Genomic DNA, 15,628 nt, shown 5'->3' on the forward strand with positions numbered 1-15,628 from the left:
CACGACCGGTGCTGGAGCTGCCGGTGGCTATCTCACTCCACCAGGCTGTTTTCGAGCGCGTAGCGGACCAGTTCGGTGCGGCTGGTGGTGCCGGTCTTGGTGAACAGGCGGCTCACGTACTTCTCGACGTTGCGGATCGAGGTTTCCAGGCGGCGGGCGATCTCCTTGTTCATCAGGCCTTCGGCCACCAGCTGCAGCACACTCGCCTCGCGGGGCGTGAAGTCGAGCTTGACGCCGGTCGGCGCCTTCTTGCCGCCACCCCCCTGCAGCAGCGAGCGGATCTCGGTGATCTGGCGCGCCATCTGGCCGATGTCGGCATCGGCATAGCGGGCGGCCTCGGCCAGCAGCCGCTCCTGGCGCCGCACCATGTTGCGCACCCGGGCCACCAGCTCGTCAGGGTCGAATGGCTTGGGGATGTAATCGTCGACGCCCGCCTGGAAGCCCTCGATGCGGTCGGCGGTCATGCCCTTGGCGGTGAGGAAGATCACCGGCGTACCCCCCAGCCGCTCATCGCCCCGCAGGCGCCTGAGCAGGCCGTAGCCATCGAGGCGGGGCATCATCACGTCGGTGAGCACCACATCCGGCACGATCTCCTGGGCCACCTTCCAGCCTTCTTCGCCGTCGTTGGCGGTGACCACCTCAAAGCCCTCGTCCTGCAAGTAGGCCTGCACCGCGGTGCGCAGCCCCGGCTCGTCGTCGACGAGCAGCAGGCGCGGCGGCTGGGCGGCCACAGGGGTGGCGGCGCTGGCCTCGCCGGAATGGGCCGCGGCAGTGGGCTCCAGACCCTGTGCAAAGGGGTGGTCCGGGGCGGCGTCGCCGTCGGGTGCGGCTGCTGGGATGGCTTGGCTCATGGACCCACCGGTGGTGCCGGAAATCTATCCAGGGCCGCCAACCCGGCTGCGGGCCGGCTTCAGAGCGATCCTGCGGGCAGCAGTTGCTCCCGTTCCTGCAGGTTGCCGCTGTAGCCCAGCTGCAGCGCCACGGCACGCAGCCCTTCCGGGTCCTGGCCCGCATGCTGTGGGTGGCACGAGGCCCACCAGACGAGATGGTCCCGGCGGTTGACGCTGGTGATCATCACCCCGCCGGGGTTGAGCTGGCGCAGGATCAGCTGGCGGCCGTCATTGGTGACCCGCATCGGCGCCGTGGCGGAGCAGCCGATCGTTTCGCTGCGCACCTTGACATCGTTCGGCAGCTCCTCCCACACCTTGATGCGCAGCAGACCGGGGCGAGCCGGATCAGCAGTGACGGCATAGACCCCCAGCGCCTGCACGCCCCCGGGCACCACACGCTCCACCAGCAGCGCCATGCCCGGCGGGCGGTTCTGGGAAGGGATCAGCACCGGCACGCCCTGGCCATGGGCCGCGGCCACCACCAGGACCATGGAGCTGAGGGCCAGTGCGCAGCGAGGCATCAGCAGGAGAGCGCAGGGGCAGGACAGCAAGCCAAGGATCTGGCGCCTGCCGCCATTCTCCACGCTTCTTCCCGGCCAGCGCGCCCACATCGAAGCCACAACGCCGCTGTGATCGTGCGGCGACACTGCTACAAGGGAAGCGGGGTCGCCGCAGCGTCCCGACCCTTCTTCCCAGCCCCAGGCGATCCCGTGACCCATCCCTACCTGGACTACCAGGCCACCACCCCCTGCGAGCCGGCGGTGGTGGAAGCGATGGCGCCCTACTGGAGCGAGCTGTTCGCCAATCCGTCCAGCCGCCTGCACCGGCCGGGGCTGGAGGCGGCCACGGCGGTGGAGCGGGCGCGGGAGCAGCTGGCGGCGCAGCTGGGGGTGTCGATCGAGCGCGTCGTGTTCACCAGCGGCGCCACCGAAGCCAACAACCTGGCGCTCAAGGGGCTGGCGGAAGCGCGGCAGCACCTGGGCCGTCACCTGATCACGGTGGCCACGGAGCACAAGGCGGTGCTCGACACCATGCGCGAGCTGGAGCGGCGCGGCTTTGCTCTCACCGTGCTGCCGGTGGGCGCCGATGGCCTGCTGGATCTGGGCGATCTGGTGGCGGCGCTGCGCCACGACACGATCCTGGTGAGCGTGATGGCCGCCAACAACGAAATCGGCGTGCTGCAGCCGCTGGCGGCGATCGGTTCGCTCTGCCGCGCCAGCGGTGTGGCGTTTCATTGCGATGCCGCCCAGGCCTTCGGCCACCTGGCGCTGCAACCCGACGCCCTCGGCATCGATCTGCTCAGCATGAGCGCCCACAAGTTCTACGGGCCGAAGGGCATCGGCGCGCTGGTGGTGGGCGAAGGACTCACGCTCAACCCCCAGCAGCACGGCGGCGGCCAGGAAGGGGGCCTGCGGGCCGGCACCCTGCCGGTGCCGCTGATCGTGGGCATGGCCAAGGCCGCCACGCTCGCCCTGGCTGACCGGGAGGAGCGCGAGGAGCGGCTCGGCGCCCTGCGGCAGCGGCTGCTGCACGGCCTGCTGGCGATCGAGGGCGTGGCGGTGAACGGCAGCCTTGAGCAGCGCCTGGCTCACAACCTCAACGTGCGCATCGCCGGTGTCGATGGCAACCGGCTGCACAGCCTGTTGCGGCGCCAGCTCACGGTGAGCGGCGGCTCGGCCTGCAGTGCCGGCAGCCCCTCCCATGTGCTCGCCGCCCTGGGGCTCGACCGCGCCGCGGCGGCGGCCTCGGTGCGCTTCGGGCTGGGCCGCGGCACCACCACGGGCGACATCGATCAGGCGATCGCCGCTGTGGCCGCCGCGGTGGCGGAGCTACGCCAGGCGCCCGCCGCGGTGACCGCGCTGGACACGGAGGCGCTCAGGGCGCCAGCACCGTGCTGAGCAGCACAAAGCCCGCCACCCCCAGCAGCGCCAGCAGGAACTGAGCCACCCGGCTCACCAACATGCCGGCCACCACCGCCAGCCCCACGAGCAACGCACGGCGCAGCCGCTCCAGCCCCAGCGGCCCCAGCGCCGACGACGCCGACACCAGCTCCCCGAGGGTGGCCCCCAGCAGCGGCCCCACCAGGGCACCGAGCAGCGGTCCGCCCACCGGCAGGGCGGGCAGCAGCCCCAGCAAGCCCACCACCAGCCCGAGGCCGGCGCCGATGTAGGCCCAGCGGGTGGCCTGCAGACGGGCCGCCCCCAGCACCACCCCGAGCGCGTCGGCCCCCCAGCCCAGCAGCAGGATCAGGCAGGCCAGCAGCAGGGTGGGCCAGGCGGTGCTCCAGCCCGCCGCCCACACCCACAGGCCGGCCCCGAGCGGCAGGAAGATCAGCCCCGGCAGCACGGGCAACAGGGTGCCGGGAATGGCCACCAGCTGCAGCGTGAGCGCTACCCACCACAACGCATCGAGCGAAGCCATCAGCGCCTTGCCGCCAGCCGCAGCTTGGCGGAGCGGCTGCGGGGATTGGCCTCCTGCTCTGCCTCCGTGGCGATCAGCGGCTTGCGCGTGCGCCGCTCCAGGCGTTCATCGCTCAGAAACGCCGTCTTGACGCGGCGATCTTCGAGCGAATGGAAGCTGATCACCGCCAGGACACCGCCCGGCAGCAACCACTGCGGAGCCTGCTGCAGGAAGCGGTCGAGGGCGCCGAGCTCATCGTTGACGGCGATGCGCAGGGCCTGGAAGGTGCGGGTGGCGGGGTGAATGCGGCCGCGCCGGGCCGCTGGCGGGTAGCAGCCGGCCACCAGGTAGGCAAGGGCGCTGGTGCCGCCGCCCGTTCGGTCCGCCGGGCTCCAGGGGCGCTGCTCGACGATGCGGCGGGCGATCCGCCGCGAGAGCCGTTCCTCGCCGTAGGCATAGATCAGATCCGCAAGGTTTTTCTCGTCGAGGCGGTCGAGCAGCTCGGCGGCACTCTCGCCGGCGCTGGTGTTCATGCGCATGTCGAGGGGGCCATCGGCGCGGAAGCTGAAGCCGCGCTCCGCCACATCCAGCTGGGGACTGCTCACGCCCAGATCGGCCAGCACCCCGTGCACAGGAGCGGCGGGGGCGTAGGCGGCGAAATTGGTGGCGATCAGGCGCACCCGCTCGCCGAACGGGGCCAGCCGCGTGGCGGCGGCGGCCAGGGCGGTGGCGTCCTGATCCAGACCGATCAGCTGCAGGTCGGGGTGCGCCTCCAGCAGCAGGGCGCTGTGGCCGCCACCGCCCACGGTGGCATCGATCACGGTGGCGCCAGGAGGCAGGTCGCTGAAGGCCGCCAGCACGGCATCGGCGAGCACCGGCAGATGGTGGAACCCGGAGGGGGCGTCTGGCGGCAAAGGCCCTGGTTGCGGCGATCCCTTCCTAAGATCCGGCGGATCGCTCGCCCGCCCCGGCGCCATGACGCAGCTCGAAACACGCACCGAGCCGATGGTGGTGAACTTCGGGCCTCACCACCCCTCGATGCACGGGGTGTTGCGGCTGGTGGTGACCCTCGACGGCGAGGACGTGGTGGACTGCGAGCCGGTGATCGGCTACCTCCATCGCGGCATGGAGAAGATCGCCGAGAACCGCACGAACGTGATGTTCGTGCCCTACGTGAGCCGCTGGGACTATGCCGCCGGCATGTTCAACGAGGCGATCACGGTGAATGCACCGGAACGGCTGGCCGACATCCCGGTGCCGAAGCGGGCCAGCTACATCCGGGTGCTGATGCTGGAGCTCAACCGCATCGCCAACCACCTGCTCTGGCTGGGCCCGTTCCTGGCGGATGTGGGCGCCCAGACCCCTTTCTTCTACATCTTCCGCGAACGGGAGATGATCTACGACCTCTGGGAAGCGGCCACCGGCCAGCGGCTGATCAACAACAACTACTTCCGCATCGGAGGGGTGGCTGCCGATCTTCCCTACGGCTGGCTGGAGAAGTGCCTCGATTTCCTCGATTATTTCGGTCCAAAGATCGATGAATACGAAAAGCTGATCACCAACAACCCGATCTTCAAGCGCCGGATCCAGGGCCTCGGCGTGATCAGCCGTGAGATGGCCATCAACTGGAGCCTGTCGGGCCCGATGCTGCGCGCCTCCGGCGTGCCCTGGGATCTGCGCAAGGTGGATCACTACGAGTGCTACGACGACTTCGACTGGGACGTGGCCTGGCGCACGGAAGGCGATTGCTACGCGCGCTATCAGGTGCGCATCGAGGAGATGCGTCAATCCCTGAAGATCCTGCGGCAGGCCTGCAAGGGAATCCCAGGCGGCCCCACCGAAAACCTGGAGGCCAGGCGCATGAGCGAGGGCAAGGGGGGTGAATCCTTCGGCTTCGACTATCAGTACATCGCCAAGAAAGTGGCCCCCACCTTCAAGATCCCCGGTGGTGAGCTCTACGCGCGGCTGGAATCCGGCAAAGGGGAGCTGGGCGTGTTCATCATGGGCAACGACGACGTCACCCCCTGGCGCTGGAAGATCCGCGCCGCCGATTTCAACAACCTCCAGATCCTGCCCCACATCCTCACCGGGGCCAAGGTGGCCGACATCATGGCGATCCTCGGCTCCATCGACGTGATCATGGGCTCGGTGGATCGCTGAGCGCCTCACGCCGCCGTGATCCGCAGCGGAGCCGGCGCCAGCGCTGGCTCGATCAGCTGCGGCGCTGCGGGGTAGCCCTCCCGGCCTTGCTCACCGGCTATCTCTGGCTGAAGGGCTGGCACGCCGGCCTGCCGGGGCTGTCCTGTCCGCTGCGGGCGCTCACGGGAATTCCCTGCCCCACCTGCTTCCTCACCCGTGCCACGGCAGCCGCTCTCAACGGCCAGCTGGCCACCTCAGTGCAGCTGCACGGCTTTGGGCCGCTCGCCGCAGCCGCCCTGGTGGTGTGGTCGGTGGCAGCGTTGCGCAGTGGTCGACTGGTGCCCCGGGCTCTGAACGGACGTCATCTGGTGCTGGCCGCCGCGGCATTGCTGCTCTACTGGGCCGCACGGATGGTGTTCAGTTACGGGCTCGGTCTGCCTGCGTTTCCAAGCGGGTAGCCCACTCCACCTCAGCGGATATGGGCGTGATGCTTCCGGGGAGCTAGCTGATGGCTCCCTGGTGATACGCCGAGTTCTGGATGTAGAAGGTTCCCACCGGCACGGCCACGAGAGCTCCGAGGCCACAGGTACAGACGGAAACGATCAGTACGACCAGCCAGGTGAGCAGCTGGATGCCGGCAAACGTGCGACCGCGCGGTGAGCGATACACCGCCTGGAACGAAGACACGAAGGCCTCCACGATCGGCTGATCACTGAGGAAGATCCTGTTCACGAACACCGGCGTCACCAAGGCCACGGCAATACCGGGCAGGATGCAGAGCAGGAAGCCCACGGTGGTCACCACCGAAAACAACGCACCGGCGAGCAGGTAACGCAAGGGCCGCTGCAGCAGGGCGCGGAAGGCCACCTGAGAGGAAATGTTCTCGCCGCTGTCGTAATGCATGGCGGGCACGGCCACGAACAGCACCCCCACCAGATTGGAGAGGATCGCGAACGGCACCTGGGAGAGATTGCCCAGCCAAACGGCCAACGACCCCACGGCTTCAGCATCGGTATTGCCGCCGGCCAGACCGATCCCGATCAACGAAAAGATCACCGATACGACAAAGCCGATCACAGCGATGACGATGGTGGCCACCCAGATCAGCAGGATGGTGGGGATGTGGGCCACAAACGCCGCCCAGGCCTTGTTGATGCTGGGCGGCTCGTAAGCGATCTCGGCGGCCAAAAGAAAAAACAACGCACTGAGGGGAACGTAGTCGTGGTGACCACAGCCGACAACAGACCTGTCATGAACGGCGGAAATCTCCCGCCCACAAGCAAGCACGACACGGCGCTGCAGGCCTCGTCCGCCACTCCGGCGGCGTGCGTGGCTTGACCACCACGCCGGCTTTGTGGGGCGGCCCACCAGGATGGTCAGACGGCGGGAAGGATGGAGGAAGGTGATGCAACCAGGGGAGGGTGCGATCAACCCGGAGGTAGGGGAACCCGGCACCCGCCAGGATCCCGCCGACTGGCTGGAGCTGCGGCGAATGGTGCGCTTCGGCGACACCGATGCCGCCGGCGTGATGCAGTTCCACCAGTTGCTGCGCTGGTGCCACGAAGCCTGGGAGGAAAGCCTGGAGCGCTTCGGCATTGCGGCCGCAGAGATCTTTCCGACCCCCGCCGCCACGCCCGCCCGCGCGCTGCCGGTGGTGCACTGCGACGCCGACTACCGGCGGCCCCTCGTCTGCGGCGCGCCCCTGCGGATCAGGCTGGAGCCGCAGCGCCTGGAGGCATCGAGCTTCGAGGTGGCCTATCGCTTCACTTCTGAAGGGCGTGAAGTGGCGCGGGCCCGACTGCGCCATGTGGCGATCGATCCAACGGTCCGGCAACGGCAGGCGCTGCCGGATGCGGTCGAACGGTGGCTTGCGGCCTCAGCACCGGCTGCGTCATCAGCTTCTGCAGCGCCACTGGAGCCGGCAACACCACCAGCGGAGTCCGCTCCGGGCTAGCGGCCGAAGACCCACAGCAGCCCCGCCAGCTGGAGCGGCAGCAGGGAAGCGATCAGGGTGAGGGGATGGAGCGGTTCCAGCGCGAGCCCGGGAGCCAGGCTGACGCTGGCCACGCCTCCCACACCAAGCACCACGAGCAGCAGGGCTCGACGTGCTGTGCCGGCGCGTTGCTTCGCCATCAGAACCACTCCTTCTGGGCATCGATATAGGTGGCCTTGAAGTCCTGCGGGGTGGCGGCGAGATAAATGATGCCTTCGATCAGGCCGATCACACCCATCACGAAGCCGCCGAACCCGCAGGTGAGCACAGTGACGAGCAGCATGATGATGCCGGCCTTGGTGTAACCGAGCATGAACTTGTGAATGCCAAGCGCACCAAGAAAGAGCCCCAGTAGCCCTGCCACCAGTTTCTTGTTGGCGATTTCGGAATCAGTCAGGTCAGCCATCGGTGGCAGTCAACGCGCACCCTCTTTAGCGGGGTTCGGGGTTGATTTCATGCTGTTGCCGCAACCATTCATGCCAGCGCGGCCGCTGCCACTTGCCCGTGGCGGTGCGCGCCAGGGATGTGCAGGTCCACCAGTGCAGCGGCCGCTCGGCCGGCGGCAGGCGGCGGGCGAGCTCCATCAGGCCTTCGCGCAACGGCGCAGCAGCTCCGACTGGCAGCGGGCGGACCAGGGCCACCAACCGCTCTCCCCAGAGAGGATCCCGCACCGGCAGCAACAGCAGATCCGCCAGTGGCAGGCCGGCGGCGGCGGCCAGCCGCTTCAGCCGCTGCTCCACCTGCTCGGGAAACACGGTTTCGCCGCCGCTGTGGATGGCGCCGTCGAGCCGGCCCAGCACCTGCAGACCGGCCGGTGTGAGCTGCCCGGCATCGCCGCTGGCCCACCAGCCCTCGGCGCCGGCTTCAACGAACGGGCGCAGGCCGCTGCCGTCGGGGGCCAGCCAGCCCGGGCTGAGCCGCCCGCAACGCAGTTCGATCGCGCCATCGGCAGGGTTCAGGCGCAGGGTCACATCGTCGAGGGGGTGGCCGCAGCCCCCATCGCCGGCCAGGAAGCGCTGCGGCGGCAGCGCCGTGACCATGGCGGCGGTTTCGGTGGCCCCATAGCAAGGGGCGAGGCGGATCTCCTCGCGCCGGGCCCAGGCGGCCAGATCCGGAGCCAGGGGAGCCCCACCCGTCCAGATCACTGCCAGGCCCCGCAACCAGCGCCGCCCTGCCGGATCCGCCAACAGGCGCTGCAGCTGGGTGGGCACCAGCGACAGCAGCACCGGACGATCCGTCGGCAGCGGCACCGCCTCCGGCAGCTCAGCCGGGGCGCGCAGCAGCTGCGGCGGCAACCAACGCCACTGGCCGCCCCACTGCCGGGCACGCAGCACCGGCATCAGGCCGCTCGTGTGCTGCAGCGGCAGCGGATTGAGCTGCAGGCAGGCGGCGGGATCGAGGCCCAAGGCCTGCAGCCAGGCGGCCGTGGCGCGGGCCGAAGCCTGCAGATGGGCCAGTGGCTGCACGCACCAGCGGCGCCCGCCACGGCTGCCGCCGCTGCCGATCACCACTCCCGGCGCCGCCAGCGGCGGGTAGCCGGCCATGGCTGCCACCAACTCTTCCCCTTCCCCTGCCGCACACAACCCCACCAGCTGGCCCCGCTCCCAGGCGGCCAGCAACCGGGCCACCTGCGGCTCAGGCGCCACCTCGGCGTGCACTTCGATGCTGAGGGCCATCGTCTGCCCGATCAGGCGTCACAAGCTATGGCCTCCCTCGGCCTGCTGGCCGGCGCCAGCCGCCTGCCACACGGTTTCCGGATCGGCGGCGCACAACGCTGAGGCCTGCGCCCAGCCGGGCGCCAGGCCGGGAGCGGCGGGGGTGGCGCTCCGGCTCTGCAGCGCCGCCAGATGCCCCACCAACCGCTGCGCGATGCCCGTTTCGAAGGCCGTGCTCAGCACCACTGCACTGACGCCGCCGTCGCCCTGCTGCAACGCCGCCAGCAGCTGCCGGGGATCCCCTTCCACGGCAGGCCGCCGCACCTGCCAGCCCGGCCAGTGGCGGCGCAGGGCGGGATCGAGCTGCAGCGACTCATCCAGCGCCACCGGCGCCTGTCGGGCCAGCTCCTGCAGGCCGGGAAGGTCAGCGGGAGCCAGGGGCTGCTCCAGCCATTCCAGGCGCGGATCCTCTGCCAGCCGCTCGGCCCACTGCCAGGCCGTGGCGCGGTCCCAGCCGCCGTTGGCATCCAGGCGCAGGCGGCTGCCGGCAGGCAGGCGCGCCAACAACTGCTCCAGCAGCTCACGCTCGACCTCATCGCCAGCGGCGGCCACCTTCCACTTGCAGGTGAACGGCGGCTCCGCTCGCCGATCGAGCGGCACAGGCCGCCGATCGAGCGCCGCGGCCAGCGCCGCCACCGCCGCTTCCCCTGCCGGCAGGAGCACGGCGGAAGGGGGCGCCGCCAGCCAGCCGCCGGCGGCCGCGCCCAGCAGCCCATCGGCTTCCGCCAGGGCCAGGCCGAGCGCGAAAGCCAGCTCGGGCGGCAGGGAAGGCAGGGACGCCTCCAGCTCCTGCCGGGTCAGAGCGCTGCCGAGGGCCTTGATCGCCGCGGCCAGCGAGCGCTGGCGCGCCTGGGCTGTGGCTGGGGTGAAACACAGCGGCGCCGCTTCTCCCCAGCCAAGGCCGACTGGGGCGGCCAGGCCGGAGCTGGAGGTGCCATGGCTGGGGGCGCCGATGCGGGAGTTGCCCGGTCCTTCGGCCTGGAGCCGCAGCAACCAGCCGTGCTTTTCGGCCATGGCGCCCTGGGCCGTGACCAGCGGACGCGCCAACGGCAGCCGGAAGGGCCGCCAGGTCAGCGTCACCAGCGGCTCAGCCATGGCCCCACCGCCAGTCCACAGGCCAGGCCGAGTCCGTTGAGGGCTTGAAACTGAAGCGCCAGGAACTTGCTGCTGGTGATCCGCTCAGGGGCGGCGTGGTGCTCCCGCAGCAGCTGGATCAAGGCGCGGGCCGGCGGCAGGCCCACCACACCGAGCAGGGCCGTGAGCGGCCAGCGACCCAGCAGCACCGGCGCCCACTGCAGCGCCAGGGTGAGGGCCACGAACCAGGGCACCAGCGCCGCCGCCGGTGCCGTGCCGAGCCGCACCACCGGCGAGTGCTTGCCATTGGCGGCGTCTTCCGCCACCTGGTGGAAATGGGAGCAGAACAGCACCAGGGTGGTGGCAATGGCAGGCCCGCCGCCAAGCAGCAAGGCGGTGCGCCAAGGGATCGCTGTGGCCGTCGCGGCGGGGGCGAGTGCCAGCAGGGCCGCGGCTGTGGCCAGCGGCCCGAAGGCCAGCCAGCACAGCGGTTCCCCCAGCCCCCTGTAACCCAGCCGCAGCGGCGGCCCCTGGTAGGCGTAGCCGAGCCCGCAGCAGGCCAGCACCAGCGCCAGCACCGCCGGAGTGCTGCGGGCCGCCACCACGGCGATCAGGACCAGACCCAGCCCCAGGCAGCCATTGGCCAGCACAGCCACCTGGTCACGGCGGCCGGTGAGGTTCACCACTGAATGGGGCTTGCCGAGCCGGTCCACGCCGGTATCGGCATCAAAGACATCGTTGGCCAGGTTCTCCCAGCCGAGCAGGAGCACAGCCGCCACAAGGAACCCCAGCAGCTGGTCCCAGCGCGGAACCTGTCCCTGGCCGGCCAGCCAGCCAGCGGCCAGCAGCACGGGCATCACCGCCACCGAATACATCGGCCACTTGATGGCTGCCTTCCACAACCGGCGACGGGCGGGATCCGCGCAGGCGTAACGGCTTGCGACGACCTTGGGGTCGGACATGGGCAGCGGAGACGTCGGACCGAAGAGGACCCATACATTTGAGCAGCTTCCGCCCGCCGCTCCCGGCCCTCCCCCTGGTGCAGGTCGCCCCTTCCTTCACCGATCTGCTGGCAGCCGCCGCCCTTGGGGCACGGCAGCTCGAGGAAGAGGGCGTGCTCAGCCTGGCCCTGCCGATTCCCGCTCGGGACCCGCTGGCGCTACTCCCCCACCTGGGAGATGGCCATCGTTTCCGCTTCCTCTGGGATGGCGCCCCCGGGCTCTGCCTGGCGGCAACGGGCCACACAAACAGCCTTGTTCTGAGCGGTCCACGCCGCTTCGAGATGGCCCAGCGGTTCAGCGCCGTGAGCCTGAGCCGGCTGGTTACGGTGCCCCAGTTCTGCCCCGCCGCGGCGCGGCCCCGGGTGCTGCTGGCCTTCTCCTTCTTCGACAGCCCGCTGCAGGAAGGCAATGGTGTAGCCGGTGTGGAGGCGGTCCTGCCCCGTTGGCAACTCAGCCGCCAGGGCCGCCATTGCTGGCTGAGGTTGCAGCGCAATCTGGGCGGGGATGTCACCACCCGAGCGATGGCCGAAGAGCTCTGGGAGCAGGCCCGCCGTCTGGAACAGCTGCCGACGGATCACGAGGCGGAGCTCCCCCTGGGCAGGGGCCCGGGCATCGCCAGCCGTTCTCCCTGGGAAGCGGGCTACCGCGAAGCGGTGACGCGTGCCCTGGAACTGGTGGAGAGCGGTGCGCTGCGCAAGCTGGTGGTGGCGGTGCGGCAGCAGTTGCAGCTCGACCGCCCGCTGGATCCACTCCAGTTGCTGGCCCATCTGCGACGCCATCAGCCCGGCAGCTGTCGCTTCCTGTGGCAGCAACGGGAAGGTGCGGCCCTGATCGGCGCCTCGCCGGAGCGGCTGCTGACCGTGCGCCAGGGCCAGCTGCGCAGCGACGCCCTGGCCGGCACTGCCCCCTGCGGGCCACTGGCCGACCAGCTCAGCCGGTCTGTCAAAGACCGTCACGAGCACGAGCTGGTGGTGGAGGCGATCACTGAGGTGCTGGCCGGCGCCGGACTGTCGCCGCGGCGGCCGCGCCATCCGCGGCTGGCTCGGCACGGCCAGCTGGTGCATCTGCACACCCCCATCACCGCAGCTCTCGGGGACCAGCAGTTGCTGGCCCTAGCGGCGGCGCTGCACCCCACACCGGCGGTGGCGGGGCTCCCCCGGCGGGAAGCGATGGCCTGGCTGCGCAGCCTGGAACCGTTCGAACGAGGCCACTACGCCGCCCCGATCGGCTGGATCGACAGCGCTGGCGACGCCGAGCTGCGGGTGGCCATCCGCAGCGGGCGCCTGCACGGTGACCAGCTGGAACTCACGGCGGGTGCGGGCCTGGTGCGGGGTTCGGAACCGGAGCGGGAGCTGCAGGAAGTGGCCCTGAAACTGGGTGTCCTGCAACAACAACTCAATCTGCCGCTGGATCCAGCGATCCCGCACATACGCAGGCCCGCCAGTAGCAGCCTGCAGGGGTAGAGGGATAATCACACGCAGTTCAACAGTGCCGCACAGACGGGATGACGACGAGGGAGCGGCTGCAGAAGGTCTTCAAACACTCCCGGATGTTCAGAAGCATTCCGTCCAGCTGCATCGAGGCTCTGAACCCGCAGACAGGCACGATCAAAGAAGGCGATCTTCTCTTCCAAGAAGGGGAGTCAGCCGACTTCGCCTATGTGATTGAAGCAGGAATTCTCGGCCTGTTCAGCGGCGGACTGGAGCACACCACCTGCTGCTTCCGCAAAGTGGTGCAGGGGGATCTGGTGGGTGAATACGGGTTGTTCTGTGATCAGCCACGATCCGCTTCTGCGATCGCGCTGACCGATCTGAAGTACTTCCAGTTCGGCAAGGAAGATCTCCAGCAGATGCTGCATCAATCGGCTGATTTTCAGACTCAGCTGTTGGCATCGCTGGCCGAAGCCGCCTCCATCGGCAGAGATCCAAGGCAATCTCCTCTCAATACCATTCTGATTCACAATGTCCACCCGGAGTCCTTGCTCACACGCCAGGTCCTTGTGGAGCTGGCCAGCCATCTACGTAGCCAGGCGGGCAAAACCATCGCCTTAGAAAGTCCTGTCATCACACGTCATTGCAGCAGCGAGGCTGAACTTCACCACCAGCTGACGGAAGCCACCAAAGCGCGCGATCTTCAGGTGTTGATCACGGACGATCCGCTGGCAGTGAGCTGGAGGAATCAGAAGTTGATCGACCGGCTGGTGATTCTCAGTGATGGCACCGTTGACCATGCCGATCTGCCCAGCCGTATGGATTCGGAGGCGATTCTGGTGCGGCTCTGGCCCATGGAGCAGGATTGCCCCAGCACGCAGGGCTGGTTCAGCGACAAGAGTTTTGCCTTCGTGCTCAACATCAAAGCGGCCAAGCAAAGCCATTTGGAACGGCTGGCCCGCACGGTGCTGCGCCTCCAGAACATTCTGGTGCTGGGCGGTGGTGGTGCCAGGGGATTTGCTCATGTTGGAGCGATCGCGGCCCTACAGGAACTTCCGGTGGACGACATCGACATGGTCATGGGCGTGAGCATTGGAGCGCTCGTTTCCTCCTTGGCAGCCTTTGAGCTGACCGCGCAGCAAATCCTCGGACACCTTGAGCGAGTGATCATCGACGCCAAGCCCTACACCATCACCATTCCCCGCGACTCCCTGTTTTCGTTGTCCAATTCCCAGCGTGAGCTCGCCGCCTTCTTCGGTTGCTCGATGATTCAAGACAGCTGGTTGGTGCTACAGTGTTTCTCCACCAATCTCTCCACCAATCAACTTCAAGCCTGGACGGCTGGCGACATTCCCACGGCCGTGATCGCCAGCATGTCAGTGCCGGGAATCTTTCCACCCGTTGAAGACACCACTGGCGAACTGCATGTGGATGGCGGAATCCTGAATAATCTTCCCATCGCTCCAGCCCGGCACCTGACCGATGGCAGGATCATCGCCATCTCACTGGATGTAGAGCCAGATTCCGCCAATCAATGTGGTGTGAACCGGCAGCGGCGCAGACCCTCCCTCGGCAAAACGATCATCAACGCCATGATGTGTGCCTCCCACGCTGCTTCCCAGTCACAGGAACATCTTGCCGATGTGGTGCTGAGGCCTGAGATCGGGCACTACCCCTTCATGGAATGGAAGAGTTACAGCCAGATCTTTGAAGCTGGCTACAACCATGCGCGCAGCAAACTCCCCAGTTCACTCGCTTCGGGAAACACCCCCCAGACGCCGAGCAAGCCAAGCAGCCTCTGAGCGAGTCGGTCGAGCGCTGCGCGCTTAGCCATCAGCCACCCACCAAGTGAGCTTGGCCATTGGATCGGCATCCAGCGCTTCGGGATTCCACTGGTGCTGGTCTTCCTGCCCCGCTTGCTGCCAGGGTTGTGAAGCACGGCATCACATCAGCAAGGCCAGCCCCTCGATGTAGTTGTCCACCTTGGGCAGCGGTGGCTTGCCATGGCTGAGCAGTGTCTTCTCTGCGATGGCCGTGGCCTCGGGTAGCCGGTCGTAGGGGATCGACGGGTAGGCGTGATGCAGCGAGTGATGCGGCAGGCCTCCCATCAGCACATTCACCAGCGGACCGGCGGCAATGTTGCGCGAGGTGTACAGCTGAGTGAGCTCATAGGTGGTGTTGGCGTGCCAGAGCCTGTGGTGCTCGATCATGCCGCGCACCTGCATCAGTGCGCCCACGAGGCGCTCCACCACCACCAGCATCAGGATCAGCTTGATCACCTCGCCCTGGCTGATTGCCCAGGCGAACATGCAGGTTTGCACCACCAGGATGCCGATCAGGTCGTTGACCATGCCGGCGACAAGGCGTGAATGGCTGTCACGCAGTTTCCAGCCGAACCAGAACATCGACACAATCAATTGCAGGCCGCCGAACACGAGCACGCTGATCCAGAACGGGTGCTGAAAGTGGAGACGCCGCAGCGCACCGGCCCTGGCCTCCTCCTCCTCGGACGGTTCCCGCCGCTCCGGGTCGCGCAGGTCCATCCCATTCATGCGGTGATGGAGCTGATGCAGATTGCGGTAAGTGCGATAGGGCCAGCCGATCGGCCAGCTCAGCGCGCAGCCCACGGCCTGTTCAATGTCACCGAGGTCAAGCAGGGTGGAGTGGCTGATGTCGTGGGTGCTGATCATGACAAAGGCGTAGAGCAGCGTGCTCGCCACCAGCCAGGGCAGAGCCAGAAGCAACCTGGGTTCCTGCCAGTACATCCACAGACAGGCGAGCGAAGGCACCAGCAGGGCGAACAGACGCAGCCAGCCGAGGCCTTGATTCACCTTGAACAAGGGCTGAACCAGGTCCTCGATGCCTTCGGTCATCAGCCGGTCAGCGCGACGCTGCTCCTTACTGAATCCGGTGTCCTGATTGGAATCGCTACCCGGGACCAGGCTGGCGTCGGACGTCATGGTTCCGGTCGCGAAGATGGACCCAG

17 protein-coding genes are annotated in these 15,628 nt (G+C 68.1%); 6 read left to right on the forward strand and 11 right to left on the reverse strand.

Features of this window, described 5'->3' with window-relative positions; translation table 11 throughout:
- Window positions 1-32 precede the first annotated feature (32 nt).
- Both CJZ80_RS07215 and CJZ80_RS07220 read right to left on the reverse strand, forming a co-directional pair.
- Window positions 33-851: a response regulator transcription factor gene (locus CJZ80_RS07215; RefSeq protein WP_094511746.1), complete on the reverse strand. Its 819-nt coding sequence runs from the start codon at window positions 849-851 to the stop codon at window positions 33-35.
- A 59-nt stretch (window positions 852-910) separates the two neighbouring features.
- Window positions 911-1,411 carry a hypothetical protein gene (locus CJZ80_RS07220; protein WP_094511751.1) on the reverse strand — a complete coding sequence of 167 codons (501 nt, stop codon included), beginning with the start codon at window positions 1,409-1,411 and terminating at the stop codon, window positions 911-913.
- A 189-nt stretch (window positions 1,412-1,600) separates the two neighbouring features.
- On the opposite strand from CJZ80_RS07220, the gene CJZ80_RS07225 reads away from it, so the two are divergent.
- On the forward strand, window positions 1,601-2,788 hold the full coding sequence (locus tag CJZ80_RS07225; RefSeq protein ID WP_233132894.1) for a cysteine desulfurase family protein: 1,188 nt from the start codon (window positions 1,601-1,603) through the stop codon (window positions 2,786-2,788).
- Here the strand turns inward: CJZ80_RS07225 and CJZ80_RS07230 are convergent.
- Window positions 2,766-3,311 (reverse strand): DUF456 domain-containing protein, encoded by a 546-nt coding sequence (locus tag CJZ80_RS07230; RefSeq protein WP_094511761.1) that lies wholly within the window; start codon window positions 3,309-3,311, stop codon window positions 2,766-2,768. The two genes, CJZ80_RS07225 and CJZ80_RS07230, sit on opposite strands and share 23 nt — an antisense overlap.
- Window positions 3,311-4,204 carry a 16S rRNA (cytosine(1402)-N(4))-methyltransferase RsmH gene (rsmH, locus tag CJZ80_RS07235; protein WP_233132895.1) on the reverse strand — a complete coding sequence of 298 codons (894 nt, stop codon included), beginning with the start codon at window positions 4,202-4,204 and terminating at the stop codon, window positions 3,311-3,313. The genes CJZ80_RS07230 and rsmH overlap by 1 nt, the downstream gene beginning before the upstream one ends.
- A gap of 61 nt (window positions 4,205-4,265) precedes the next feature.
- Between rsmH and CJZ80_RS07240 the strand changes: the two genes are divergently transcribed.
- Together CJZ80_RS07240 and CJZ80_RS07245 are read left to right on the forward strand one after the other, a co-directional pair.
- The gene (locus CJZ80_RS07240) at window positions 4,266-5,450 is read left to right on the forward strand and encodes an NAD(P)H-quinone oxidoreductase subunit H (protein ID WP_094511771.1); all 1,185 of its coding nucleotides are present in this window, start codon (window positions 4,266-4,268) and stop codon (window positions 5,448-5,450) included.
- Window positions 5,451-5,536: 86 nt separating this feature from the next.
- Window positions 5,537-5,887, forward strand: coding sequence for a DUF2752 domain-containing protein (locus CJZ80_RS07245; protein WP_233132896.1), 351 nt, complete (start codon window positions 5,537-5,539; stop codon window positions 5,885-5,887).
- 43 nt (window positions 5,888-5,930) lie between these two features.
- On the opposite strand, the gene CJZ80_RS07250 is transcribed toward CJZ80_RS07245, so the two are convergent.
- Window positions 5,931-6,617 (reverse strand): hypothetical protein, encoded by a 687-nt coding sequence (locus CJZ80_RS07250; RefSeq protein WP_094511780.1) that lies wholly within the window; start codon window positions 6,615-6,617, stop codon window positions 5,931-5,933.
- 217 nt (window positions 6,618-6,834) lie between these two features.
- Between CJZ80_RS07250 and CJZ80_RS07255 the strand changes: the two genes are divergently transcribed.
- Window positions 6,835-7,383, forward strand: a complete 549-nt coding sequence (locus tag CJZ80_RS07255; protein ID WP_094511785.1) for a thioesterase family protein — start codon at window positions 6,835-6,837, stop codon at window positions 7,381-7,383.
- Here CJZ80_RS07255 and CJZ80_RS07260 read toward each other — a convergent pair.
- Genes CJZ80_RS07260 through menA form a run of 5 tightly spaced genes read right to left on the reverse strand, consistent with a single transcriptional unit; the run spans window position 7,380 to window position 11,173 of the window.
- Window positions 7,380-7,562: a hypothetical protein gene (locus CJZ80_RS07260; protein ID WP_094511787.1), complete on the reverse strand. Its 183-nt coding sequence runs from the start codon at window positions 7,560-7,562 to the stop codon at window positions 7,380-7,382. The genes CJZ80_RS07255 and CJZ80_RS07260 overlap by 4 nt on opposite strands.
- On the reverse strand, window positions 7,562-7,828 hold the full coding sequence (locus CJZ80_RS07265) for a TM2 domain-containing protein (protein WP_094511789.1): 267 nt from the start codon (window positions 7,826-7,828) through the stop codon (window positions 7,562-7,564). Before CJZ80_RS07265 ends, CJZ80_RS07260 begins: the two co-directional genes overlap by 1 nt.
- A 25-nt stretch (window positions 7,829-7,853) precedes the next feature.
- On the reverse strand, window positions 7,854-9,098 hold the full coding sequence (locus tag CJZ80_RS07270) for an AMP-binding protein (protein WP_094511791.1): 1,245 nt from the start codon (window positions 9,096-9,098) through the stop codon (window positions 7,854-7,856).
- A gap of 18 nt (window positions 9,099-9,116) precedes the next feature.
- Window positions 9,117-10,217 (reverse strand): o-succinylbenzoate synthase, encoded by a 1,101-nt coding sequence (locus CJZ80_RS07275; protein ID WP_233132897.1) that lies wholly within the window; start codon window positions 10,215-10,217, stop codon window positions 9,117-9,119.
- The gene (gene menA / locus CJZ80_RS07280) at window positions 10,214-11,173 is read right to left on the reverse strand and encodes a 2-carboxy-1,4-naphthoquinone phytyltransferase (protein ID WP_094511795.1); all 960 of its coding nucleotides are present in this window, start codon (window positions 11,171-11,173) and stop codon (window positions 10,214-10,216) included. Before menA ends, CJZ80_RS07275 begins: the two co-directional genes overlap by 4 nt.
- 77 nt (window positions 11,174-11,250) lie before the next feature.
- Between menA and CJZ80_RS07285 the strand changes: the two genes are divergently transcribed.
- Together CJZ80_RS07285 and CJZ80_RS07290 are read left to right on the forward strand one after the other, a co-directional pair.
- Complete coding sequence (locus tag CJZ80_RS07285; protein ID WP_094511797.1) at window positions 11,251-12,675, forward strand: isochorismate synthase MenF; 1,425 nt, start codon at window positions 11,251-11,253, stop codon at window positions 12,673-12,675.
- Window positions 12,676-12,716: 41 nt separating this feature from the next.
- Complete coding sequence (locus CJZ80_RS07290; RefSeq protein WP_094511799.1) at window positions 12,717-14,444, forward strand: cyclic nucleotide-binding and patatin-like phospholipase domain-containing protein; 1,728 nt, start codon at window positions 12,717-12,719, stop codon at window positions 14,442-14,444.
- Window positions 14,445-14,585: 141 nt separating this feature from the next.
- Here CJZ80_RS07290 and CJZ80_RS07295 read toward each other — a convergent pair whose 3' ends face one another.
- Complete coding sequence (locus CJZ80_RS07295; RefSeq protein ID WP_094511801.1) at window positions 14,586-15,602, reverse strand: fatty acid desaturase; 1,017 nt, start codon at window positions 15,600-15,602, stop codon at window positions 14,586-14,588.
- Between the last annotated feature and the right edge of the window lie 26 nt (window positions 15,603-15,628).

It is taken from the genome of Synechococcus sp. MW101C3, from assembly GCF_002252635.1.
Taxonomy (GTDB): Bacteria; Cyanobacteriota; Cyanobacteriia; order PCC-6307; family Cyanobiaceae; genus MW101C3.

Bases quoted from the DNA above. Each gene is read 5' to 3' on its own strand.
- CJZ80_RS07270 (WP_094511791.1), bottom strand. From the start codon at position 9,098: ATGGCCCTCAGCATCGAAGTGCACGCCGAGGTGGCGCCTGAGCCGCAG.
- CJZ80_RS07215 (WP_094511746.1), bottom strand. From the start codon at position 851: ATGAGCCAAGCCATCCCAGCAGCCGCACCCGACGGCGACGCCGCCCCG.
- menA (WP_094511795.1), bottom strand. From the start codon at position 11,173: ATGTCCGACCCCAAGGTCGTCGCAAGCCGTTACGCCTGCGCGGATCCC.
- CJZ80_RS07260 (WP_094511787.1), bottom strand. From the start codon at position 7,562: ATGGCGAAGCAACGCGCCGGCACAGCACGTCGAGCCCTGCTGCTCGTG.
- CJZ80_RS07290 (WP_094511799.1), top strand. From the start codon at position 12,717: ATGACGACGAGGGAGCGGCTGCAGAAGGTCTTCAAACACTCCCGGATG.
- CJZ80_RS07230 (WP_094511761.1), bottom strand. From the start codon at position 3,311: ATGGCTTCGCTCGATGCGTTGTGGTGGGTAGCGCTCACGCTGCAGCTG.
- CJZ80_RS07220 (WP_094511751.1), bottom strand. From the start codon at position 1,411: ATGCCTCGCTGCGCACTGGCCCTCAGCTCCATGGTCCTGGTGGTGGCC.
- CJZ80_RS07265 (WP_094511789.1), bottom strand. From the start codon at position 7,828: ATGGCTGACCTGACTGATTCCGAAATCGCCAACAAGAAACTGGTGGCA.
- CJZ80_RS07240 (WP_094511771.1), top strand. From the start codon at position 4,266: ATGACGCAGCTCGAAACACGCACCGAGCCGATGGTGGTGAACTTCGGG.
- CJZ80_RS07255 (WP_094511785.1), top strand. From the start codon at position 6,835: ATGCAACCAGGGGAGGGTGCGATCAACCCGGAGGTAGGGGAACCCGGC.
- CJZ80_RS07295 (WP_094511801.1), bottom strand. From the start codon at position 15,602: ATGACGTCCGACGCCAGCCTGGTCCCGGGTAGCGATTCCAATCAGGAC.